Source organism: Enterobacter cloacae complex sp. 2024EL-00214 (genome assembly GCF_043945575.1).
Taxonomy (GTDB): domain Bacteria; phylum Pseudomonadota; class Gammaproteobacteria; order Enterobacterales; family Enterobacteriaceae; genus Enterobacter; species Enterobacter cloacae_P.
Genome location: NZ_JBIMRC010000013.1, coordinates 36,739 through 58,458 on the forward strand (window position 1 = coordinate 36,739; position 21,720 = coordinate 58,458).

Consider the following 21,720-nt stretch of genomic DNA (forward strand, 5'->3'; position numbering starts at 1 on the left):
AACATTTGACCGCTGGTGAGGTGAGTGCCAGAAAAATGCATCGTCTGCATCATGTAAAACTATTTTATCCGGCTATCTGCCATATTACGCATGGAAGCAAGGTCATTATTCAGGACGAGAGCCGCAACGTTGCAACGTCCGATGAATTAATCATTATTCCGGCAAATACGCCAATGGAGATTATTAATCAGCCTGCGCAGGGATTATTTCATTCAGACCTGTTGATGTTGTCACCCGAGATCATCGCGGAATTTAAAACGCGTCATCTGAAATCCTGGCCGCGTACAACGCTAAACTCTTTATGTGCGCCGCTGAGCGAAGGGTTGGCCTTTATGTGGGATACCTTGCTGCACGCTGTGCGCCATGATTTACCGGAAGAGTTGCAAAAACATCAGGCTTTCGGCCTCTTGCTGGCGTTAATGCATGATGGCGTCGCAGGACCGCTTCTCATTGAGCGAAATGTTAACCTGACAGAGCAGGTGCGGCAGTTCATCATGCTGTCTCCCGGCAGGTCATGGACCGCACAGGATGTCGCCAGCCGCCTGGCATTAAGCGTGCCGACGTTACGCAGGCGATTACGCGAGGAATCGCAAAGTTTTCGGCAAATCGTGGAGGAGGTTCGGATGTCCGTAGCACTGTCGCAGTTGCAGTCTACCCGATTGCCCATCGGTGAAATCGCAATACAATGCGGGTATCTTTCCAGCTCCCGTTTTACTGCTCGTTTCCGACAGCATTACGGCTGTTTACCCAAAACGTTGCGTTAATAATGTCCGCACGTGGCTTGTGAGAGAGTAACGGTTGAGTACTAAGCTTACTTAAGCTATCAGATTTGAGGTACTTATAATGGAAAAAGATCCTTGTCATTGTGTCAGATGTTGGGTTCACGGCAACGTCCAGGGCGTCGGTTTCCGCTACAGCACGCAGCGTGAGGCGGTTCAGCTTGGGCTCTCGGGGTACGCTCGTAATATGGATGACGGCAGCGTGGAGGTGGTCGCCTGTGGTGAAGCGGAGCAGCTTGAGAAGCTGGTGGCGTGGCTGAAAGCGGGCGGGCCGCGTAGCGCACGGGTTGATAAGGTGTTAACCGAACCGTATCAACCCGGCAGGGAATACGTCAACTTTGGTATTCGCTATTAAATGCATTTCACCGGTTTTGGCAGGCCGGCGATTTTGGTCGCCTGTTTTGCCGGGCCTTTTGGGAACAAACGATACAGGTAGCGGCTGTTGCCTTTCTCTTCACCAAATTTGTTCGCCATCGCCTTGACCAGCATGCGGATAGCCGGAGAGGTGTTGAATTCAAGATAGAATTCACGAACGAAACGCACCACTTCCCAGTGTTCAGGGGAAAGGGTAATGCCTTCGTTTTCCGCAATTTTCTCCGCCAGCGGTTCGCTCCACTGGCTGCTCTCTTTCAGATAACCGTCGTTATCCGTCTCAATTTCCTGACCTGCAAAAATGAACATAATCTTCTGTCGTGTGAAAATAATCGGCAGCAGTGTAGCAAAAAAGCGCCGTGAGCATAAACCGCGACCTACAGGAGCAGCTGCAGCAGGTTGTTGGCATTGAGTTTCTTCAGGGCATTGCATTTATGCGTTGAAACCTGTTTTTCGGACATGTGCGTCACGATGGCAATATGGCGCACGGTCAGCCCGGTGAGCATTAAATCAAGCACGTTGAATTCGATACCGGTCAGGCAGCAGTCAAGGCTGCGGACGCGGCGAGGTTCTTTTGCCAGCAAATATGCTGCATCCGCAACGGAGATCCGGTCATCAATGATGTAAATCACTAACGTGCTGAAGCGTTTGCGCAGATGCGTGGCTAGCGCCCAGCCTTTTTCGTTACAGACCAGATAAAGACTGCCTTGCCAGCGAACAGCTTCCAGCCGGAGCAAAATATTAATCAACGCCTGATGTGTTCCCGCAACGGAAAAACGACAGCGAATAACCAGAACACGTCTGTTTAGCAGTCCAGGCTGCCATTGCACGGAGTCGCTTTGCACCTGTCGTGGAACGCCCCGGCGCAGCAGCGCATAGCGCAGTCCTTCGGCATAAAATCGGTTATTGTCGAGAATGGCGTAACTCACGGTGACCTCATTATAACGTACTGGGTGTATAGATAACGCGCAGCGTGCCGGTGTAGTCGCCCGCATTTTTGCTGCTGGCGGCAAATGAAGGCGTTTTCAATATGATAGGCGCGGGGATGCAAAGCACGCTTTCGCGACCGCCGGGCAGCACAACCTGACGCAGATACTGCGGATCGTTCGTGCCTTGCCACACCAGCGTTTTGCCGTTTGCAATGGTTTCTGTTGCGCCGGTGATCGGATTGGTCACAAGAACCTGATAATCAAGACGATCGCGCGGATCGGTCTGGCTTCCCCCCCGGCGTCGGATTGAAAATGCCCCTTCGGTTCGCCCTGTTGCAGTGAGCCCATCGTCCTCAAACCGCAGGTATGCGCGGGTGCTGGCGCTGTTATTGCCGTCATACAGACACATGTCCACTGTGCTTTCACCCTGGATCTCACTCCCGCCGGGCCGCCCCGGAAAGTTGGTCAGGTTGAGGTTAACAATGGGCGTCGAGTGCGGAAATGCAGGCAGATAAATCTGCTGATTGCCCGGATCGACCACCTCGATACGCACCGTCGCCTGCCAGCTGGCGAGGGTTAGATAGCCTGGACATCCGACATCCACGTCATTAAAGTTCCCGCCGCAGTTGCCACCTCCCCACTGACGCAGGTTCTGCTTCAGCGTGGCGGTCCAGATGCCAGGCAGGGTGAGCTTATCCAGTTCGCTTCTCACGATGTAATAATCAAAGTAGGGCTCCCTGTTCCATGCGGCGATATCGCCCGTTCCCCCCGTGACAAAGCTGGCAAAGGTAAAGACTTTACTGTTGATAAACATGTAGTGTTCGCCGTACACCTTGATATCCACTGTTTTTTTGGTGAGCGCATGCGTAAATCGCAGCGTAATGGGATAAGGGGCGGCCGGGTTCGCCGAGAACCATACCGGGGCGGTCATACAGGCACCGTTTGTGGGGTCGGTGCGGGATAAGCAGGTCAGGGTATTGCGGCCCCATTTTTGCGGATCGGCGGTGTCGTAGCCGCTCGGCTCATGTACCCAGATGTCAAAACGTGCAGGCGGCGACGAGCGATCGTAGCTTATCTCTGCGCTGGTGTTTCTTCCTGCAGGGGCACCCGCCAGCGTCTGGCCGGTCCACAGGCTTAAGAACAGTAAAATAAAGAGGCACTTATTCACATCATTTCCCTTTGGTAAAGTTCTCTGCGTTCATTGCGGTTGGGCCAGTCGGCACCGAACGTCCGGCGAGCATCAGCTGCGCCTGTTGCTGGACGGCATCCGGCAGGGCAGAGAAGGTTAATTCCCGACAGGGGATGGATCCGACATAACGCACCACGTCGCGCATACTTTTCACGTTCAGCTCGCACTGATAAAACTGCTGCTGACGCACCAGGTAAAGGTTATGCAGCAGAGCATCGCTGTGGGCGCTAAACCCACCGTTGCCGAGATCGCTCCAGCCGTTCACATTCAGCGGCACGCCGCCTATAAACGGAGAATGACGCTCGTCGGTGAGTTGGCCGAGCCAGGTGTAGCTCGCGGTCGTTTGAACGTCCCGACGGAGTATTTTGCCCGGCACCATAAAGAGTGTTCGGCTGCCTGACCCCTGGGTGATTTCACTGCTGACGCCCTGGGAGACATTCAGCGATTCGTTAATTGTCAGCGTGGTCTGCTGATATCCCGGCACCGCGAAGAGGGCGCGGCTGTTTGCCGGAATATCCGCGCTACCGCTGTTATCCAGCGACACGGCGACGCGAGGATCCTGTGAATCTTCGGGCGTGGCGACCCGCACGGCGATGGCAGACGCAGGGCGTCCGTCGCTCCAGCGGCCAAGCCACAGGCCTGAACGCGACAGGGCGAGGGTGGAGTTGTAATTACCGCTGCTGCTCAGCGTATGTCGTTGATCCTGACGATCCCAGGCGTCGCTCATCGTCAGGCTCCCGTTGCCGTATCGTCCACCCTGGCGCGTATAGGCTGAGGTGTTGAGCGAATCTCCGTTAATGCCCGAGGCGCTCAGACCATACTCATTCTCGCCGCGTGCGTCGGTATACCAGTTATGCGCCACGTTATAGCTCAGCTGATTTTTTTCCCGCTGCTGGTGCTGCCAGGTTGCGCCCAGAGAGGTATAGCTTGAGGCATCGCCCTGACGGTTATGCGCCAGCGAAACACTCACGCTCAGGTAGCCGCCTGTATCCTTGCCTTCGCGGGAGTCATCCTGGCGCATGAACAGGTTAATGCTGCTGTTGATGTTCAGGCTGCGGGCGCTAAACGCATTGCTCAGACCAGCCTGCCAGGCCCGCGTGCGGGAGCGGGCCATATAGACAGACTCCCACGGCAAACCGGCGTCGTGGCGATCGTCATTATCCGGCAGCTCCCGGCGTGAAACGTGACGTCCTTCATTGCGGTTATCCGAATACCCAAGGCTGGCATACCAGGCACCGACAGGGGCGGAGAGCATCACCGAGAGGCTGCGATAACAGCCGTTTACCGCGTCGAATCCTGTGCTGCGGGTATTACAATTGTCCGCCGATAACGCATTGCGATAGACGCTCAGTGAAAATCCGTCGTTGTAGCTGATTTGCTGAATATTGCCGCGCTGACCTTCGCTGCCGTAGAGGCCGCTAAACCGGGTGCTCAATACACCGTCAATGGGGCCGGTATTGAAGCCACGGCTCCAGTCCAGGGCGTTTTCAATAAAGCGCTGCTTTTTCATCATTGTTGCGCCACTGGTCAGTGCCAGCGTCGGTGTGACGGGCAGGCGTACACCCGCCTGTGCAACTGCGCGGCGTTGTTCGTGTGAGTCGTTATTGTCCGTTTCTCCCGCTTGCATGAACCACTCGACGCGGTCAAATGGCGTAATACCCGTTCGGGTAAACGGAACCTGTTCGGTGCGCGTCAGCCGGTTATTTTCATAGACTGACAGCGTCACGGTATAACTCCCGTCCGGGAACGAGCGGGTATCCAGGTTTTGCGCCCCGGCATTGAGATAAAAACTGGCCAGCAGCTCATTGCCCCGGCGTGCGTCGATGCGGGCATCATGAGAAAGCAGAACGGTGATCGGCGTTCCCTTCGACTGCTGAACCGGATTGATCCATGCTCTCGTTGAGCCCGTGCGCAGGCCGCGAATTTTCCCCAGTGGAAGCTGGCTGAGCGTGATATTTCCCCCGGCATTGCTGAACAGGTCACGGGTATCCATCGCGCCGAACTGCACATAATATTGACGCAGTAAATCCTGACGGAACCAGGCGTTATTGACGGTCATTTCCTGCTGTTGCTCGTGGCGTGAACGTTGACCCAGCCAGGTCCAGTCCAGATTCAGGTAGCCATCCTGGGTAACGGCCAGTGCGCCATTGCCCTGAACCGTTGCCGACTGGTAATCCCGGTCGGCGACAAAATTGATATTTTGCTGATGAATCAACGCATTTTCTGTACCCTGCGTGGGCTGATACCACTGGTTTTCCGCTGTCGGTTTAGGCAGGAATTTCTTGTCCAAAAACAGGCTGATACGGGCATTGTTTTCGTCATAAATAATGGCCGCGTGTTGAGTGTCAATATAATCGCATCCCGTTGCTGAGCTGTTGCTGCTGCAGGCCAGGTTGCCGTTACGGGCAAGCGGAACGGCCAGTGCGGCAGAGACAGTGGCAATCAGGGAAGGGTTGTCATTAAACTGGCGCTTGATGGCCGCGACTACGGTTTCTGGCGCGATGAAGCTCACCGTTTCAAGATTGATATCCGTTTCAAAAAGGCCAAGCGACTCGCCGTATAGGTTGACTTCTGTCCAAAGGCGCTGTGTTTTCGCGAGGTCTTCAAACCCTGCCGGAACGGCCATCTCAGCGCAGGCGAGTTGGATAGATGCGGGTAACAAAGCAACTAAGAGGAGAGTATTTCTGTGAAACGCCATGAACAAGCCTCGACATCATCCTGACGTCAGAGGGTGAGTACCCTCTGACGTTATTCTTTTAGGTGCTGTGGTGTTACGCACCGCCTTCCGTGGTCGTCGCCTGAGTCAGCATCAGGCTGACAACACCGCTGTACTGGCCGGTTTTCAGAATGCCTTTGGTGGTCTGGGAAATCGTCAGAGGCAGCACCGCAGAACCGTTTTCAATGCTGCCCGGGAACAGTTCGGCACCGGTAAATTCGGCATCAGCGGTGGTCAGGGTTTTCTCGCCCAGCTTCACGGTCATCGGTACGGCCTGATCACCTTCCGTATTGGTCAACCGTGCAGCGCTTACCAGACGTACTTTGACGTTACTGGTGGCGGAGTTTGACCAGACCTTGGTATTCACGCGGTAGCTTTCCAGACCGCGGCCCGGTAGATACTGCATATCGATGCTGGCTGGCAGCGGCGTATTATCGGCCTGGGTCAGGTCCAGCTGTGAATCGACGCTGGCGTTGACGGTAATATCTTTTTGGATCGCCAGAACGCTAACGGACGTGGTCATCGCGGCAGCAATCATCAGAGGTTTAATAAATTTACGCATTGATATCTCCATATTTACAAATGAGCACCTTGGCTCTTTAAACAAACCACACGTGGTTTTTTTACAGTGATGTCGTGTTATTGCACGACGGGTAAGTCAGCTTCTTCAGTTGTTTTTTTCACCCAATTGAAGTAGCGGAATTTATATTTCTGGCCTTTAACCTGTGTGAGCGTTTTTAATTTCCGCTCGGTATCCGGGTAAATCGTGGCGTCTTCTTTCACCCATTTACAGGATTCATCTGTATGACAAATACCAATTTCCCTGAGCGGCACGCGCAGAGTACCGTTGTTCTTTAACGTCCCCCGTGTTGGGGAGATTGACAGCGAAACCACGCTTTTTTCCGGAGCGAGGTGCACGAGCGCTCCCCAAATCACGTTGACTCCTAATTTTGCCGTCGCACCAGATTCTTCAGAATGGCCTGCAATAATGCTGTCAGGTTGTTTTACACCCTCAAAATAGACCCGCCAGGTACTCTCCTTTGCCGGAGGCGTAAGGGAGACCAGACGAACCACGCGCATTGCGCCTGCAGACAGGGCGAATTTTTCGGGCGTGACCACTACGCCGCCTTCTTTCCACGATGCCACGTCAATCTCTTTTTCCTGGGGGGTGCCGGGATTAAGAATTTTCTTTTGCCTCACCCGAATGAACTGAATATCATCCGTTTTCGATGCCACTTTTATTTGCGCCGCACCGGAACTGTCCACGTTAAGTTCCATGGGATACACGCTCATATTGGCCATTGTCATTTCGGAGAAAAATGACAGTGACAGCGCGGCGACATAAAAAGCACTTGTCCTATTCACACTATTTTTTTGTTTCACTTTCAGTCTGCCTGCTCCGGGTTCATTCACGGCGTGTTAACACCAGGATGCCGTCAGCATTCGTATCGCTTCAGGGCAGGGAAACTTTAACCAGAACAGCAGGTTGTGAAAATTTGTATTGGTTAACTCTTTATATACAGTTTTTTATCCTGATTTTCTGGATTTAGTGTTGTATAGTTAAGCGAAAATACCGTGACCCAGGATGGGGAGAAAATTCCTTCTGATGAAAAAGTAAGCAGTTCAGGAGGCGGTTTTCTTGTCGATGTTCAGGGATTAAAAAGCATGCGGTAACAACCGAGAATAAAAGATGTTTTTTATATGCAATAATTCGTTGTTATTTGATCCTGAAGCACGTGCAATAAGTATTGTTGGGCAACCCGAGTCTGTATTAACGCTTTCGACGCCAGCCGTTCGTCTTTTACAGGAATTTATTCGATGTAAAGGGCGAGACCTGAGCCGGGAAGAATTGATTACACGCGTATGGGCGGAGTATGGCTTTACCCCGTCGGGAAATAATCTAAATAAAGCGGTAAGCGAATTACGTAAAAGCTTCCACGCGCTGGGCGATGATCACGAGTTTATCGTGACCGTGCCCCGGTATGGCTTCCGCTTTGACGCCGACGTTATTTCCCATCCCGTAGAGAGTGCTTTAGCTGAGGCTCCGCGACCAACACTTCAGCCATTAGTGGAACGGCCATCGAGATATCAGCGCTTATCCAAAAGGTGGTGGCTGGTTCTGGCTGTATTAACCACATCAGTAGTAGGGGGAAGCCTGTTTTTCAGTCGACAGCTTGAGATAACTGTACCCGCGACGCTAAAACCCGTTAAGGAAAAAATAGCCGGTTGCCGCCTCTGGCTTATTAACGATCAAGGACGACCGCTGGTGCTATCCAAAATGGCCGAGCTGCTGAAGAAAAATAACGTCGCGTGCGACCGCGAGGAGTACAACATTTATTATTTCAGCGCCCGTTTTTCACTTGCCACTGCCGATGAGGTATTTATTGGCTCCTGCCCGGTCAGTGAAACCAGCCTGTGTAAAACTATTCGCTACAAAAGCGGGGCAGAATAATGAAAATCAAACTTTTGTTCGGACTGGGGGGAGCAATAGTCGGGGGGGCGCTTGCGTTCTTTATCTATACGGGTGGAGCGTATAAACGCGATGCCCTGGCCTGCAGCACTGAGTTTAACTTTACGCGCAATGAAGGCAAGGCAAATGAAGTGAAGGTCAATACCATTGCCCAGTTCTATTTTCATCGCAACGGTACCGGTTTGACTACGTACAAAGGTGCTGCAAAGACTGAAGGTCGGGACTTGATCATTGACAGGGACGTAGATTTTACGTGGAAGCGGAGGGACGATGATAAGGTTATTGTCCTGAGCTACACCAAAACCTGGCGTCGACACAATGACAATACCCCCGATGCTCAGTGGGGGAGCTTTGCCTCTCCGACCGCACGCTATTATCTTACGATCTCAGAGCTATCGCCCTCGGTGTGGCTGATTCAGGACCGGCATTACCCCACCTATATTTGCCGGGGTAATTAAGGCATAAAAAAAGGAGAATGCCAGCGGCATTCTCCTTTTTCTTGTTCGTCCTGGTTAATCCCGGCTGGCGAAGCCCAGGATACTCAGCAGGCTGACGAAGATGTTGTACAGCGACACATACAGGCTCACGGTTGCGCGGATGTAATTCGTCTCGCCGCCGCGAATGATGTTGCTGGTTTCCATCAGGATTGCGCCAGATGAAATCAGGATAAACACGGCGCTAATTGCCAGGTGCAGCGCGGGCAATTGCAGGAAGATGTTCGCCACCATACCTACCAGCACAACCACGATACCCGCCATCAGCATCCCACCGAGGAAGGACATGTCCTTGCGGGTGGTCAGCACGTAGGCCGAGCAGCAGAAGAACACCAGTGCGGTACCGCCCAGCGCCATGCCGATAAGATCGCCCATTCCGGCAGACAGGTATGCGTTCAGCATTGGCCCCAGGATGTAGCCCAGGAAGCCTGTGAAGGCGAACGCAGACAAAATGCCCACCGGTTTGTCGGCGGTTTTGTAGGTCAGGAACATCAGACCGTACATCCCCACCAGGGTCAGGATCAGGCCCGGAGACGGCAGCATCAGCACGGTGCTCGCCGTGGCGGTGATTGCAGAAAACGCCAGCGTCAGGCTGAGCATGAAATAGGTATTGCGCAGCACCTTATGGGTACTGAGTAGCGATGTGCGGTCGCGTGAAGATGTAATGATACGATCCATGAGTCACTCTCTATGACAGATGTAATTAACGGCAAGCATAGGAAATGGTACGCCAGTCTCAAAGTGGTTTTACCCATCTTTACTCAGTCTGATAGCGCCAGAGCTGGTTGTTTCTTCTATATAAATTCGGTTTAGCAGAATGAACAGTGGTTTGACGTATTTATTCAGATCAACCTCTTATAGGTTACTGAAAAATATTGCGTTATTGCTCTATGAACGCTAAGAGTTATTTCCGGATCGTCAAAAAACAGACAATAAGGCGAAGGAAATGAAACCACAAGCACGCACCCACTTTACACTCTCTTTGTTAACCGCAGCCATTCTGTGCGCCAGCACGGCGGCCTGGGCGGCTAACGTGCCAGCAGGAACTGTGCTGGCAGAGAAACAGGAGCTGGTCAGGAATAATGGTAACGAACCGGCGTCACTCGACCCGCATAAAGTCGAAAGCGACGTCGAATTCAATATTATCAGCGATTTATTCGACGGGTTAGTCAGCGTCTCCCGGGACGGTGAAATCCAGCCACAGCTGGCAGAAAAATGGGAGAACAAGGACAACACCGTCTGGACGTTCCATCTGCGTCCGGGCATCACCTGGAGCGACGGTACCGCCATCACCGCACAGGATGTGGTATGGAGCTGGCAGCGCCTGGTTGACCCTAAAACGGCGTCTCCGTATGCCAGTTATCCCGGCAACATGCACATCGTCAATGGAACCGATATTGCCCAGGGTAAAAAAGCCCCAGACACGCTGGGTGTAAAAGCCATTAATGACACCACGCTGGAAGTGACGCTGACGCAGCCTAACGCGGCTTTCCTGGCGATGCTGGCGCACCCGTCGCTGGTGCCGGTGGATAAAGTGCTGATTAGCCGCTTTGGCGAAAAGTGGACCAAGCCAGAGCATATTGTCACCAGCGGTGCGTATAAGCTGTCGCAGTGGGTGGTGAATGAACGCATTGTGGCCGAGCGTAATCCACGCTACTGGGATAACACCCATACGGTCATCAATAAGGTGACGTACCTGCCAATCACCTCTGAAGCGTCAGACGTTAACCGCTACAAAGCGGGTGAAATTGATATTGCTTACACGGTGCCGATCAACCAGTTCGCCCAGCTCAGGAAAACGCTGGGCAGTGAGCTGGATGTTTCTCCGCAACTGGCCACTTACTATTACGAGTTCAACACCACCCGGCCGCCGTTTAACGATGTCCGCGTGCGTAAAGCGCTGAACATGGCGCTGGATAAAGACATCATTGCCGGGAAAGTCTTAGGGCAGGGGCAGCGCCCGGCATGGCTTATCAGCCAGCCGGATATTGGTGGCGTCAAGCTACAAGCCCCGGATTACGCCAGCTGGCCGATGGATAAACGCATCGCGGAGGCGAAAAAACTGCTGGCTGAAGCCGGTTTTAACGCCAGCCATCCGCTGAGCTTTAATCTGCTCTACAACACCTCCGAATCGCATCAGCGTATTGCGATAGCCGCCAGCTCGATGTGGAAGAAAAACCTCGGCGTGGAAGCGAAGCTGCAAAACCAGGAGTGGAAAACCATGCTGGATACGATGCACACCCATGATTTTGATGCGGTGCGCTATGCATGGATTGCTGATTATGATGATGCCGCCACCTTCCTGAACAACTTCCGCACTGGCGACAGCGAAAACACCAGTCAGTACAGTAACCCGGACTATGACCAGGCGTTGCTTAACGCTGCGAAAGCGAAAACGCCGGAAGCGCGCGGTAAATTCTACCAGCAGGCAGAAGATCTGTTGGGGCGTGATGTCCCGGCGATCCCGGTCTACCACTATGTCCGTACGCACCTGGTGAAGCCGTGGGTAGGGGGATTCGCGCCAGATAAACTGGGTTACTACTTCACCAGAGATATGTACATCAAAAAGCACTAAGCCGTCAGGTGGACTTTGTGCTGATAAAATGGCCAATGCGTTGTCTATTCAACCGATTAAACGCGTTTTGGCTATTTTTAAAGCGAACGAATGCAAACCCACTTTACAGCGTGCAGTGAGGTGTTTATAGTTCGCCTCACTTAGGAAGCGTGGCCGAGCGGTTGAAGGCACCGGTCTTGAAAACCGGCGACCCGAAAGGGTTCTAGAGTTCGAATCTCTACGCTTCCGCCAAATTCGAAAACCCTGCGATAGCAATATTGCAGGGTTTTTTGCTTTTATACGGCGTGTAAACGCAAGAGCGTAAAATTAGAAAAATTCCTGCTTTACAAGGCGCTAATAGATGTTTATAGTGCGCCTCACTTTGGAAGCGTGGCCGAGCGGTTGAAGGCACCGGTCTTGAAAACCGGCGACCCGAAAGGGTTCTAGAGTTCGAATCTCTACGCTTCCGCCAAATTCGAAAACCCTGTGATAGCAATATCGCAGGGTTTTTTCGTTTTACAGCCCAATCACCAGCTCTCCCGAATGACTCCGCGAACAGCACAGTGCCACCTGCTGATCCACTGCACCTTTCTCCGCTTCCGACTGCACGGTATCCCGGTGATCCACCACGCCATCGATAACGGGCGTCAGGCACGCGCCGCAGATCCCCATTTCACAGGACAGCGGTACCGCCACGCCATTTTCCAGCAGCACCTGGGCGATAGTTTTATCTGCAGGCACTGACCAGCGTTCTCCCGTTGACGCCAGGGTGACCGTGAACACGTTGTGGGTTTCACCGCCAGCGGGGGGCGCAACGGGCTGGAATGCCTCACTGTGAACGTGCGTTTCTGCCCAACCGTTAGCCGTGGCAACCTCGCGTACCTTTGCCATAAATTCCGCGGGTCCGCAGGTGTACACATGTAATCCCGCATGTGGTGCAGACAGATCCTGTGCAAGATGCGTGCGAGGGCTTTCTCCCTCGCAGGAGGCGTGAACAGCACACTCACCATAGTGAAATAAACGCGATAGCTCGCGGATAAACGCTGCACTTTCACGACTTTTGACGTAATAGTGCAGCGTGAAGGGGGTTCCTGAAGCCTCAAGCTGAAGCGCCATCGCATACAACGGCGTAATACCAATCCCCGCGGCCAGCAGTAAAACGCGCTCCGCCTGATGAAGCGGAAACACATTGCGAGGAGAAGAGATCAACAGCCGTTGTCCGGGGCGCAGCGTCTCGTGGATATAGCGCGATCCGCCGCGTGACGCAGTTTCTCGCCCCACGCAAATGAGGTAGCCCTCGCCCCCGCAGGGTCCGGTCAGCGAATACTGGCGGACAATTCCGCAGGGCAGGTGGACATCAATGTGCGCCCCGGGTTGCCAGTCAGGCAGCGCTTCACCGTTTTCTGCCACCAGCCTGACAGCGAGGCTCTTATTGCCCTGACGCCATAACCCGTCAACGATAACGCTCAACATGTCACCCATCTCACCCCCTCCGTCATACCAGGAAAAACGCGCCAAAACCCATTTTTTTCAGCCCACGGCGGTAGGCAATGGAGCTTTTATCTGCAGGAATGTGAGCTTCAAGGGAGAGATCCAGCGGCAGCCTTTCCGGGCGCTGAGATTCCACCATCAGGCGGTCTTCTTCAAAGATGCGCAGGTTGAAGGCATGCACATCTTCCACGGGGATATGCAGGTCAACGTTGCGCGCAATGGGGGCAAACATACGGGTGACGCGTGATGATACGGGCGATGCGGCATTCATGATCACCAGACGGGATCCACCCGGAAAGTGGATAGTCAGCGTCGCGGTAAACGGCAGATGCATTTCAAAATGACGCAACCACTGGAAGCCTTCCGGCGCTTGCGTATCCGAATTCGCCGGATAATTGCTTACTGAACTCCAGTAGTCGGCGACAAAGCCAAATGCTGTTTCCTGTGGCTGATATGTCGGTACCTGCTGGTTATCCGGGTCGGCAAAGGTGTCGGTGTGGATCCACGCGAAATGAGCGACATCCAGAAAGCCTTCGACCTGACGGCCAGCAAAGCCGTTAACTTCAAACGCCGGGCAGTTGATCTGCTGAAAACCATCGTCATTCCAGTGCGGCATTGTGGGCAGCGGCGCAGGGTTATCCGGGTCAAACGCCAGGCAGGTCCAGATCAACCCAAAACGTTCCTCCACGGCATAGTTAATCAGATTGAGCTTCGCCGGAACGGGCTGATCGGGGCTGGACGGAATACGGTTGCAGCGACCATCCTCACCAAAGCGCAAGCCATGATAGGGGCAGATAATCCCGTGTTCATCGTGAAATCCCAGCGTCAACGGTACACCACGGTGCGGGCAGACGTCACGGGCGACCACGACCTGATCGTTAATCCGGTAGATGACCAGCGGTTCATCCAGCAGGGTTGCCTTGACCGGTGCAGCGCCGATGTCGCATGCCCGGGCAACCGGATGCCAGCATTGTGCCAGACGCAGCCAGTCCTCTGGCTCAAACGTGCAATGGGCAGGTGGAGTCGGTTGTATTTTCATGGTTATCCCTCTTACGTTCAGCCTAATGGCCCGCCCTGAATGGTGTCGCACAGACCGTTGATAATGCGTTCTCCGGTCTCTTCTCTCAGCTCCTGATACCAGGCCTGAGTTAGCGCCATATCTTTACCGTGCGTGATGTCGCAGCGTTTGCGGGCCTTCAGCACCAGGTCACGCACCCGCTCGCGGCGCAGCGCTTCGTACTGTCGCAGCGCCAGCTCAATGTTGTGGGTTCCACGCACGCAATCCCCCAGTACCACGGCATCTTCCAGCGCTGCACAGCCTCCCTGGCCGATATCCGGCGTGGTGCTGTGTCCGGCATCTCCCAGGAGTGCCACCTTGCCGCGAACCAGGCTGTTGAAGGGATCGATATCGTGAATTTCGATGCGGTTAGTGGTTTCTGGATCAAGTGCTTCGATAAGTTTCTGCACCGGGGCTGCCCAGCCGCGGAAGTAGCCAGTGAGATCGGCACGCAGGGTGTTGCGATCCTCCGCCAGACCGACAGGGAGCGGGACATCAAAAAAGAAATAGAAGCGTCCGCCAGAGACGGGCATCAGCGAGACGCGCTTGCCTTCTCCGACAAAGGTAGTCCACTGGTGGGCCGGGGCAATCTCTTCATCAATCTTCACCAGCCCATTCCAGTTGACATAACCGGCGTAGCGGCGCTCAGGGGTGTACCCCAGCACATAGGGACGTACTGCAGAATGGCTGCCGTCGGCGGCAATCAGAAAATCCCCTGTGGCTGTGCTGCCATCGGTGAAAGTGACGGTGACACCAGCATCATCTTCAACGACGTGTTCGACACGCTTAGCGAACTGAACGGCGTCGCGCCCCCAGAAGTTAAGCATCTCGCGCTGCAGCTCAGCACGTGATACGGGGCAGGGGCGTCCTCCGGTACGTTCGACCAGCGGGGTAAGGCTAAAGCGGGTCAGGGTATCGCCGCGCCGGTGATCTTTGTAGGCCATAAAACGCATTGGCCCGCCGTAGATCTCCATCATGTCGCCCATACCGAGGTGCTGCATGCATTTCACCCCATTTGGCCAGATGGAGATGGCCGCACCAACGGGCTTGATCTCTTTCACTGCCTCAAACACGGTACAGTCAATTCCGGCGTTCTTTAACGCCACGGCAGCGCTCAGACCACCTATTCCCGCACCAATGACGATCGCTTTCATGCTTCTCTCCTTTTGCAGGGGGTGATGAGAATGAGCAATTTGCGTACCAGGCTGCAGAGTGGGGAAAAGGGCGTTGTGACAGGCCATTATGCACTATTAAGGTGCGTTATCGCGGTGAGTGTGCTTTTTTATGAATCAATAATTTCCGGTTCTGATATTCGGAATCGACAGTTTCACATCTGCGGCAAGGGTGGCGTGTTTTGTGCAATGCTTAAGGACGATGATTGAAACGGAGCCGCCATGATCACACTGCACATTTTTAACCAACTGAGCCACGAAGAGGCTCGCGCGCGGTTACTCCCCTGCGTGGCAATTCCCGGCTGGGCTGAGGCGCTCGTGTGCGGACGTCCTTATCCCAGTCGGGGCGCATTGTTCCGCGCGGCCCATGCATGCGCGCAAACCTGGGATGAGAACGCGCTAACGCTAGCCCTTCGTGCTCATCCGCGTATCGGTGAGAAACCCGCAGGTGTACAGGCCGAGGCGGCGTTTTCGCGCCAGGAGCAGGGAGCCGTCAATGACCGCGATGCGCTGCTTGCCCAGGCGCTGCGGGAAGGCAATGCGCGCTATGAGGCCCGCTTTGGCCGCGTCTTTTTGATCCGCGCGAAAGGCCGTAGCGGGGAGGATATTTTGCAGGCGCTGGATGCGCGGCTGAAGAACAGCGATGCGCAGGAGGTGCAGGCTGCACTGGCGCAGTTGCGGGAAATTACGTTACTACGGCTGGAAGGAGTGGTTAGCGAATGAGTACGCTAAGTACGCATATTCTCGATATTTCGACGGGTACCCCTGCGCAGGGCGTTACGGTTCATCTTGAACGGGAAGGGGCGTTAGTCGCCACTGGCGTGACCAACGGCAATGGCCGCATTACGGAGTTTGTCCCGCTTCTGACTGCGGGGCGTTACCGGCTGGTGGCGGAGCTGGGAGCCTGGTTTGCCCAAACCGGACGCGATACGCTCTATCCCTGCGCGCAGATTGATTTTGTGATTGGGGAGACGGCAGACGAACACTTTCATCTGCCGTTTGTGATTGCACCTGGCGGGTGGTCAACCTACCGCGGCAGTTGACCACACTCGCTCGCCGTTGACCCAGGTTTCGCTGATATTGCGTTCGTCACCCAGGGTCATCAGCACAAACAGTTGCTCGTAGACATCCTTACAGCGTCCGTTACGCAGGCGCTGTAGTGGTGTGACGGCCGGGTCAATAACGATAAAATCGGCCTCTTTGCCCGGATCAAAGTTGCCAATCTTATCGTCCAGCCGCAGGGCGTGAGCGCCTCCCAGTGTGGCATGGTAAAACGCTTCGCTGGCGCGCAGGCGGTAGCTCTGCAACTGACCTACCTTATAGGCTTCTCCCAGCGTACGCAGCATGCTGAAGGTGGTTCCTGCCCCCACGTCAGTCCCGATACCCATTCGAACCTTGTGTTGCCAGCATTCGGGTAAGCGAAACAGCCCGCTGCCAAGAAACAGGTTGGAGGTAGGGCAAAAGGCCACTGCCGAACCCGTGTCATGCAGACACTCCCACTCGCTGTGGTGCAGGTGAATACCGTGGGCAAACACGCAGCGCTCACCGGTCAGGCCGTAGTGGTGATACACATCCAGATAACGCTCGTGTTCTGGCCAGAGATCGCTCACCCAGGCCACTTCGTTAGGGTTTTCGCTCAGGTGGGTCTGCATCCAGGTGTCCGGGAACTCCTCCCTGAGCAGGCTGACTGCCGCGAGCAGTTCCGGTGATGAGGTTGGGGCAAAGCGGGGCGTAATGGCATAACCCAGCCGTCCCCGGTGGTGCCAGCGCTGGATCAGCTCCCGCGTTTGCCGGTAGCTCTGTCTGGCCGTTTCCGTCAGATAGTCAGGCGTGTTCCGGTCCATCATTACCTTTCCGGCAATAAGACGCATATTGAGGCGCAGTGCCTCGGTAAACAGCGCATCGACGGATTCAGGATGCAGCGTGCAAAACACCAGCGCAGTGGTTGTACCGTGGCTCACCAGTTGGTTCACGAAAAATTCCGCTATCTCTTTCGCGTAGCTCTCATCGGCAAACTGGCTCTCCACCGGGAAGGTGTAGGTGGTCAGCCATTCCAGCAATTGCTCACCAAACGCGCCGATCATCTCCGTTTGTGGGTAATGGACGTGGGTATCGACAAAACCGGGCAGCAGCAGCTTGCCACGCAGGTCGGTATAGCCTTTGTGGGGATCAAGGTATTGTTCCCCCTCCTGCCAGGTCATCTGTGCCAGAATTTTACCGCTCTGAATAAACAGCAGCCCGTCGACAAGGTGGCGCGTGTGATGGGCGATAGCATCTGCGTTGTCGCAGACCTGGGTAATATCAAAAAATGCACCGCGGATCGCCGTCTGGTAATTCATCATGGTTCCTGCCTTATTGTTTGCGTAGCGGGGTCATGAGAATGAGCAAAAACGGTGCCAGCCTGAGGACGGCCGCAGTAAAACTGTGGCCGGTGGGGAAGGGTTACTCTTTCTGCGTTGCCACGCGGGAGGTAAACTGCGGATCGGCGGCCTCTTCACGATCTTCACGTGCCAGCCAGCGGTAGGTCACGCCACCGAGGAAGACGCCGATAAACCAGCTAAAGTTCGCCACTTCATGCAGGGCCGGGATAAAGCCGATCACCAGTCCTGCGACAACAGACGGTACCAGTGCGCCGATGGCTTTCGGGTTAAACCCGTTGCGATACCAGTATTTGCCTTCTGGCGTGTCATCGAACAAATCGTTTACGGAAACCTTCCCGCGCTTAATCAGGTAGAAATCCGCAATCAGGATACCAAACAGCGGGCCGATAAACGCGCCGAGCACATCCAGGGTGTAGTGGATAAGCTCTGGTGAGTTGAACAGGTTCCACGGGGTTAACAGGATAGATCCCACGGCGGCAATCATTCCTCCGGTGCGGAAGCTGATCTTCTGCGGTGAGCAGTTAGAGAAATCGAACGCCGGAGAGACAAAGTTCGCCACGATGTTGATCCCGATGGTGGCGGTGATCATGGTCAGCAGACCTACAGCGACGGCCAGATCGTTACCCACGCGGCTGACGGTTTCAATCGGGTCGGTGATCATGCGGCCAAACAGCGACTGCGTACCGGAAACAATCACCACGGTCACGATGGAGAACAGCAGGAAGTTAAACGGCAAGCCCCAGCGGTTACCGCGACGGATTTCACCCATGCTTTTCCCATAGCGGGAGAAGTCGCCAAAGTTGAGCAGCGGCCCGGAGAAGTAGGAGACGACCAGCGCCGTGGCGGTGATCATTTGCCAGGTTTGCTCACCGGTGCTCAGGGATTTGCTGGCAAGGGTAAAGGAGATCCCGTCGAATCCGGTCTTGTATACAATCCATCCCGCCAGTGCCAGCATCACCACGTACACCGCCGGGCCGGCGATATCAATAAAGCGCTTGATGGCGCTCATACCGTGCCAGAAGACCATCGCCTGCAACACCCACATAATGGCAAAGCAGATCCAGCCAAGATGTGACAGGCCCAGGAACGACGCTGTGGTAAGGCCAGAAAGTGACGGCCAGAACTTCAGCACCACCAGCATCAGGGCGTTGGCAGCCAGCCAGGTCTGAATACCGTACCACGCGAAAGCAATAAGCCCGCGGATCACCGCCGGGATGTTCGCCCCGAAGACGCCAAACGCCTGACGGCTGATCACCGCATAGGGCACGCCCGCCATCTGGCTCGGTTTGGCCACCAGGTTAGCGCACAGCTGCACAATGCAAATCCCCACCAGCAGGCAAAGCAACACCTGCCAGCTTGCCAGCCCGAGCGTAAAGAAGCTCGCGGCAACGACATAACCTCCCATGCTGTGGACGTCCGACATCCAGAAAGAAAAGATGTTGTACCAGCTCCAGTTCTGGTCACGCGTTGGTGCCAGATCCTCATTGCAAAGCCGTGGGCTGTAAACCGCACTGGAATCAGCGGCCTTACCTTGCTGCGCGTTTTGTGTATTTGGCATGAAACCTGCTCCTGTGAATGAAAACCCGTTGAGTGGGAGTGCGAACGGTGTTGCAGGATCCAGGCCAAAATAATAAATGTTGTATGCAATATTTAATTTTTATGTATACGATTTGCGGATGAAAAGTAAAAAATGGAGTGGTTAATGAACAACGTAAAAAGTCTGCACGCCGCGCCAGACCTGCATGACAAAGACGAATCCATCTTTCAGGCGCTGATGACCGCGATTGTCGAACATCAGCTGCTGCCGGGAAGTTAATTGCCGGAAGAAGCACTGTCCGGGGTGTTTGGCGTGAGCCGCACGGGTATTCGCAAGGTGCTGCAACGGCTCGCCGCTGTGCAAATGGTCACCTTAACGCCCAAACGTGGTGCACATGTTGCCAGCCCGACGGTAGAAGAGGCGCAGCACATCTTTCGCACGCGCGCTTTGCTGGAAGTGGCTAACCTGCCGGACGTGATGGTGCATTGTCAGCCGCCGCATCTGGCCGCACTGGACGCCATCATTCGTCAGGAGCAGCAGGCGCATGAGGCTTACGACGGTCCGGCGGCGATCCGCCACTCCGCCAATTTCCATATCCAGCTGCAGGCCATTTCCGGCAACCAGGTGCTGACTGAGATGGTCACCAGCCTGAGTCAGCGCTCGTCGCTGGTGATTGCCACGTGGGGTGCGCCGTGGCGTCAGGGTTGTCGCTGCAACGACCATGAACAGCTTGTGGAACTGCTGCGCCAGAAAGCGCTCCAGCCGCTCAGTGATGCCTTAATGCACCATTTTGAACATATCGTCGCCAGCCTCTGTTTTGAACGGGCGGGCGAGTGTCTTCCCGATTTTGCCCGGCTGTTTGCCGGCCACAAGGAGTCGTAATGTCGTCTGTCTGTATACAAGTCATCAACCCCAACACCAGCCCCGGAATGACGGAAACCATCGGCGCGGCAGCCCGTGCGGTGGCTGCACCGGGAACGGAGATCCTCGCCGTGTGCCCGGGGGAAGGTGTGCCCTCTATCGAAGGCCACTTCGATGAAGCTATTGCTGCCGTGGGCGTCCTCGAACAGATCAAAAAAGGCAGGCAGCAGGGTGTGGACGGTCACGTTATCGCCTGCTTTGGCGATCCGGGTTTGCTGGCGGCGCGTGAGCTGGCGCAAGGGCCGGTCATCGGTATCGCTGAAGCGGCCATGCATATGGCGACGATGGTGGCGACACGTTTTTCTGTTGTGACCACACTGCCGCGCACGCTGATTATCGCCCGCCATCTGCTGCATCAGTATGGTTTTCAGAACCACTGTGCTGCCCTGCACGCCATTGATCTCCCGGTGCTGGCACTGGAAGACGGTAGCGGTCTGGCGCAAGAGAAGGTGCGGGCACGTTGTATTCAGGCACTGAAAGAGGATGGCTGCGGGGCGATTGTGCTGGGTTGTGGTGGTATGGCGACGCTGGCGCAGGAGCTGACGCGTGAGCTGCATGTTCCTGTCATCGATGGCGTCAGTGCGGCGGTGAAAATGGTCGAATCGCTGGTGGCGCTGGGGCTGTCAACCAGCAAGCACGGCGATCTGGCGTTCCCGGAGAACAAAGCGTTAAGCGGTAAATTTCAGACATTGAATTCATTTTAATTTTGAGGGGGCTGGTGATGGCGCTTTTTGAACCGAATTACCCGCGCGATCTGCGTGGATACGCGGGCAACCCGCCGCATGCGCAGTGGCCGCAGCAGGCGAGAATTGCCGTGCAGTTTGTTCTTAATTACGAAGAAGGTGCAGAAAACCATGTGCTGCACGGCGATGCCGGGTCAGAGCAATTCCTCTCGGACATCATCGGCGCGGCCAGTTACCCGGACAAACATATGTCGATGGACTCCCTCTACGAATACGGCAGCCGTGCCGGGTTCTGGCGGATCCACAACGAATTCAAAAAACGCGGACTGCCGCTGACGGTCTTTGGCGTGGCGATGGCGCTGGCGCGTCATCCTGATATCGTGGAGGCGATCAAAGCGGCAGATTACGACGTGGCCAGCCACGGCTGGCGCTGGATCCACTATCAGAATATGGATATCCACCAGGAGCGTGAGCATCTGCAAAAGGCGGTGCACGTCCTGACCGATCTGTTTGGCAAACCGCCAACCGGCTGGTACACCGGGCGCGACAGCCCCCACACCCGTCAGCTGGTGGCAGAGCACGGCGGCTTTGACTACGACAGCGACTATTATGGCGACGATTTACCCTTCTGGACGGAAGTGACGTGCAGCGATGGCACCCGCAAACCGCACCTGATTGTGCCTTATACGCTCGATGCGAACGACATGCGCTTTGCGACCGCACAGGGGTTTAATACTGCCGAACAGTTTTATACCTATCTGAAAGACAGTTTTGATGTGCTGTATGAAGAGGGAGAGAGTGCGCCGAAGATGATGTCCATCGGCATGCACTGCCGTCTGCTGGGGCGTCCGGGGCGTTTTCGCGCGCTGCAGCGGTTCCTCGATTATATTCAGCAGCACGATCGGGTGTGGGTCTGTACCCGCCAGCAGATTGCCGATCACTGGCGGGACGTGCATCCGTTTAACAAATAGCGGT

At 55.0% G+C, this 21,720-nt stretch carries 21 protein-coding genes, 2 tRNA genes and 1 pseudogene; 12 read left to right on the top strand and 12 right to left on the bottom strand.

Annotated elements, in window-relative coordinates:
• Positions 1-35: 35 nt before the first annotated feature.
• Positions 36-764: a helix-turn-helix transcriptional regulator gene (locus ACHHZ6_RS15205; protein WP_395122563.1), complete on the top strand. Its 729-nt coding sequence runs from the start codon at positions 36-38 to the stop codon at positions 762-764.
• Between the two features lie 79 nt (positions 765-843).
• Positions 844-1,134, top strand: a complete 291-nt coding sequence (gene yccX / locus ACHHZ6_RS15210; protein ID WP_395122564.1) for an acylphosphatase — start codon at positions 844-846, stop codon at positions 1,132-1,134.
• On the opposite strand, the gene tusE is transcribed toward yccX, so the two are convergent.
• From tusE to ACHHZ6_RS15240, 6 genes are all read right to left on the bottom strand, one after another.
• The gene (gene tusE / locus ACHHZ6_RS15215) at positions 1,131-1,460 is read right to left on the bottom strand and encodes a sulfurtransferase TusE (RefSeq protein ID WP_182274432.1); all 330 of its coding nucleotides are present in this window, start codon (positions 1,458-1,460) and stop codon (positions 1,131-1,133) included. The two genes, yccX and tusE, sit on opposite strands and share 4 nt — an antisense overlap.
• Before the next feature lie 68 nt (positions 1,461-1,528).
• Entirely contained in the window at positions 1,529-2,080 is a 552-nt protein-coding gene (locus ACHHZ6_RS15220) for a LuxR C-terminal-related transcriptional regulator (RefSeq protein ID WP_182274433.1), read from the bottom strand.
• Between the two features lie 10 nt (positions 2,081-2,090).
• Complete coding sequence (locus tag ACHHZ6_RS15225) at positions 2,091-3,248, bottom strand: CfaE/CblD family pilus tip adhesin (protein WP_182919731.1); 1,158 nt, start codon at positions 3,246-3,248, stop codon at positions 2,091-2,093.
• Between the two features lies 1 nt (position 3,249).
• The gene (locus tag ACHHZ6_RS15230; RefSeq protein ID WP_182274435.1) at positions 3,250-5,967 is read right to left on the bottom strand and encodes a TcfC E-set like domain-containing protein; all 2,718 of its coding nucleotides are present in this window, start codon (positions 5,965-5,967) and stop codon (positions 3,250-3,252) included.
• 73 nt (positions 5,968-6,040) lie between these two features.
• Complete coding sequence (locus ACHHZ6_RS15235) at positions 6,041-6,547, bottom strand: CS1 type fimbrial major subunit (RefSeq protein ID WP_182274436.1); 507 nt, start codon at positions 6,545-6,547, stop codon at positions 6,041-6,043.
• Positions 6,548-6,624: 77 nt separating this feature from the next.
• Positions 6,625-7,368 (bottom strand): fimbrial protein, encoded by a 744-nt coding sequence (locus ACHHZ6_RS15240; protein WP_182274437.1) that lies wholly within the window; start codon positions 7,366-7,368, stop codon positions 6,625-6,627.
• 307 nt (positions 7,369-7,675) lie between these two features.
• Between ACHHZ6_RS15240 and ACHHZ6_RS15245 the strand changes: the two genes are divergently transcribed.
• A complete protein-coding gene (locus tag ACHHZ6_RS15245) occupies positions 7,676-8,437 on the top strand; it encodes a transcriptional regulator (protein ID WP_395122567.1) in 762 nt (253 codons plus the stop codon).
• A complete protein-coding gene (locus tag ACHHZ6_RS15250; protein ID WP_182274439.1) occupies positions 8,437-8,913 on the top strand; it encodes a hypothetical protein in 477 nt (158 codons plus the stop codon). Before ACHHZ6_RS15245 ends, ACHHZ6_RS15250 begins: the two co-directional genes overlap by 1 nt.
• A gap of 54 nt (positions 8,914-8,967) precedes the next feature.
• Here ACHHZ6_RS15250 and yccA read toward each other — a convergent pair whose 3' ends face one another.
• Positions 8,968-9,627, bottom strand: a complete 660-nt coding sequence (gene yccA, locus ACHHZ6_RS15255) for an FtsH protease modulator YccA (RefSeq protein WP_182274440.1) — start codon at positions 9,625-9,627, stop codon at positions 8,968-8,970.
• Positions 9,628-9,895: 268 nt separating this feature from the next.
• Between yccA and ACHHZ6_RS15260 the strand changes: the two genes are divergently transcribed.
• The 3 genes from ACHHZ6_RS15260 (at position 9,896) to ACHHZ6_RS15270 (ending at position 11,975) form a co-directional block, all read left to right on the top strand.
• Positions 9,896-11,524, top strand: coding sequence for an ABC transporter substrate-binding protein (locus ACHHZ6_RS15260; RefSeq protein ID WP_182274441.1), 1,629 nt, complete (start codon positions 9,896-9,898; stop codon positions 11,522-11,524).
• 143 nt (positions 11,525-11,667) lie between these two features.
• A tRNA-Ser gene (locus tag ACHHZ6_RS15265) sits at positions 11,668-11,755 on the top strand.
• Between the two features lie 132 nt (positions 11,756-11,887).
• Positions 11,888-11,975: transfer RNA gene (locus ACHHZ6_RS15270), tRNA-Ser, on the top strand.
• Between the two features lie 44 nt (positions 11,976-12,019).
• Here the strand turns inward: ACHHZ6_RS15270 and ACHHZ6_RS15275 are convergent.
• The 3 genes from ACHHZ6_RS15275 to hpxO are packed head-to-tail and all read right to left on the bottom strand — an operon-like array spanning position 12,020 to position 15,205.
• Entirely contained in the window at positions 12,020-12,985 is a 966-nt protein-coding gene (locus ACHHZ6_RS15275; RefSeq protein WP_395122570.1) for a PDR/VanB family oxidoreductase, read from the bottom strand.
• A 13-nt stretch (positions 12,986-12,998) separates the two neighbouring features.
• Positions 12,999-14,033, bottom strand: coding sequence for a molybdenum cofactor-independent xanthine hydroxylase subunit HpxD (gene hpxD / locus ACHHZ6_RS15280; protein ID WP_182274443.1), 1,035 nt, complete (start codon positions 14,031-14,033; stop codon positions 12,999-13,001).
• A 17-nt stretch (positions 14,034-14,050) separates the two neighbouring features.
• A complete protein-coding gene (hpxO, locus tag ACHHZ6_RS15285) occupies positions 14,051-15,205 on the bottom strand; it encodes an FAD-dependent urate hydroxylase HpxO (protein WP_182919737.1) in 1,155 nt (384 codons plus the stop codon).
• A gap of 240 nt (positions 15,206-15,445) precedes the next feature.
• Here hpxO and uraD point away from each other — a divergent pair, with 240 nt between their 5' ends.
• Positions 15,446-15,946, top strand: a complete 501-nt coding sequence (gene uraD, locus ACHHZ6_RS15290) for a 2-oxo-4-hydroxy-4-carboxy-5-ureidoimidazoline decarboxylase (protein WP_395122572.1) — start codon at positions 15,446-15,448, stop codon at positions 15,944-15,946.
• The gene (gene uraH / locus ACHHZ6_RS15295) at positions 15,943-16,266 is read left to right on the top strand and encodes a hydroxyisourate hydrolase (protein ID WP_182919738.1); all 324 of its coding nucleotides are present in this window, start codon (positions 15,943-15,945) and stop codon (positions 16,264-16,266) included. Before uraD ends, uraH begins: the two co-directional genes overlap by 4 nt.
• Here uraH and guaD read toward each other — a convergent pair.
• Together guaD and ACHHZ6_RS15305 are read right to left on the bottom strand one after the other, a co-directional pair.
• Positions 16,246-17,562, bottom strand: a complete 1,317-nt coding sequence (gene guaD / locus ACHHZ6_RS15300; protein WP_196391363.1) for a guanine deaminase — start codon at positions 17,560-17,562, stop codon at positions 16,246-16,248. The two genes, uraH and guaD, sit on opposite strands and share 21 nt — an antisense overlap.
• Before the next feature lie 103 nt (positions 17,563-17,665).
• Positions 17,666-19,162 (bottom strand): NCS1 family nucleobase:cation symporter-1, encoded by a 1,497-nt coding sequence (locus ACHHZ6_RS15305; protein WP_182919739.1) that lies wholly within the window; start codon positions 19,160-19,162, stop codon positions 17,666-17,668.
• Between the two features lie 144 nt (positions 19,163-19,306).
• Here ACHHZ6_RS15305 and ACHHZ6_RS15310 point away from each other — a divergent pair.
• From ACHHZ6_RS15310 to puuE, 3 genes and pseudogenes are all read left to right on the top strand, one after another.
• Positions 19,307-20,023 (top strand): annotated as a pseudogene (locus ACHHZ6_RS15310) (GntR family transcriptional regulator).
• Positions 20,023-20,766: an allantoin racemase gene (gene hpxA, locus ACHHZ6_RS15315; protein WP_182274449.1), complete on the top strand. Its 744-nt coding sequence runs from the start codon at positions 20,023-20,025 to the stop codon at positions 20,764-20,766. Before ACHHZ6_RS15310 ends, hpxA begins: the two are co-directional and overlap by 1 nt.
• 17 nt (positions 20,767-20,783) lie before the next feature.
• A complete protein-coding gene (gene puuE, locus ACHHZ6_RS15320; RefSeq protein WP_182274450.1) occupies positions 20,784-21,716 on the top strand; it encodes an allantoinase PuuE in 933 nt (310 codons plus the stop codon).
• Positions 21,717-21,720: the final 4 nt, after the last annotated feature.

Excerpts from the sequence above, each read along its gene's own strand:
- uraD (WP_395122572.1), top strand. The coding sequence starts at position 15,446 with ATGATCACACTGCACATTTTTAACCAACTGAGCCACGAAGAGGCTCGC.
- hpxA (WP_182274449.1), top strand. The coding sequence starts at position 20,023 with ATGTCGTCTGTCTGTATACAAGTCATCAACCCCAACACCAGCCCCGGA.
- uraH (WP_182919738.1), top strand. The coding sequence starts at position 15,943 with ATGAGTACGCTAAGTACGCATATTCTCGATATTTCGACGGGTACCCCT.
- yccX (WP_395122564.1), top strand. The coding sequence starts at position 844 with ATGGAAAAAGATCCTTGTCATTGTGTCAGATGTTGGGTTCACGGCAAC.
- hpxD (WP_182274443.1), bottom strand. The coding sequence starts at position 14,033 with ATGAAAATACAACCGACTCCACCTGCCCATTGCACGTTTGAGCCAGAG.
- ACHHZ6_RS15235 (WP_182274436.1), bottom strand. The coding sequence starts at position 6,547 with ATGCGTAAATTTATTAAACCTCTGATGATTGCTGCCGCGATGACCACG.
- ACHHZ6_RS15260 (WP_182274441.1), top strand. The coding sequence starts at position 9,896 with ATGAAACCACAAGCACGCACCCACTTTACACTCTCTTTGTTAACCGCA.
- guaD (WP_196391363.1), bottom strand. The coding sequence starts at position 17,562 with ATGAATTACCAGACGGCGATCCGCGGTGCATTTTTTGATATTACCCAG.
- ACHHZ6_RS15230 (WP_182274435.1), bottom strand. The coding sequence starts at position 5,967 with ATGGCGTTTCACAGAAATACTCTCCTCTTAGTTGCTTTGTTACCCGCA.
- ACHHZ6_RS15205 (WP_395122563.1), top strand. The coding sequence starts at position 36 with ATGCATCGTCTGCATCATGTAAAACTATTTTATCCGGCTATCTGCCAT.
- ACHHZ6_RS15275 (WP_395122570.1), bottom strand. The coding sequence starts at position 12,985 with ATGGGTGACATGTTGAGCGTTATCGTTGACGGGTTATGGCGTCAGGGC.
- yccA (WP_182274440.1), bottom strand. The coding sequence starts at position 9,627 with ATGGATCGTATCATTACATCTTCACGCGACCGCACATCGCTACTCAGT.
- puuE (WP_182274450.1), top strand. The coding sequence starts at position 20,784 with ATGGCGCTTTTTGAACCGAATTACCCGCGCGATCTGCGTGGATACGCG.
- ACHHZ6_RS15250 (WP_182274439.1), top strand. The coding sequence starts at position 8,437 with ATGAAAATCAAACTTTTGTTCGGACTGGGGGGAGCAATAGTCGGGGGG.
- ACHHZ6_RS15245 (WP_395122567.1), top strand. The coding sequence starts at position 7,676 with ATGTTTTTTATATGCAATAATTCGTTGTTATTTGATCCTGAAGCACGT.
- tusE (WP_182274432.1), bottom strand. The coding sequence starts at position 1,460 with ATGTTCATTTTTGCAGGTCAGGAAATTGAGACGGATAACGACGGTTAT.
- ACHHZ6_RS15305 (WP_182919739.1), bottom strand. The coding sequence starts at position 19,162 with ATGCCAAATACACAAAACGCGCAGCAAGGTAAGGCCGCTGATTCCAGT.
- hpxO (WP_182919737.1), bottom strand. The coding sequence starts at position 15,205 with ATGAAAGCGATCGTCATTGGTGCGGGAATAGGTGGTCTGAGCGCTGCC.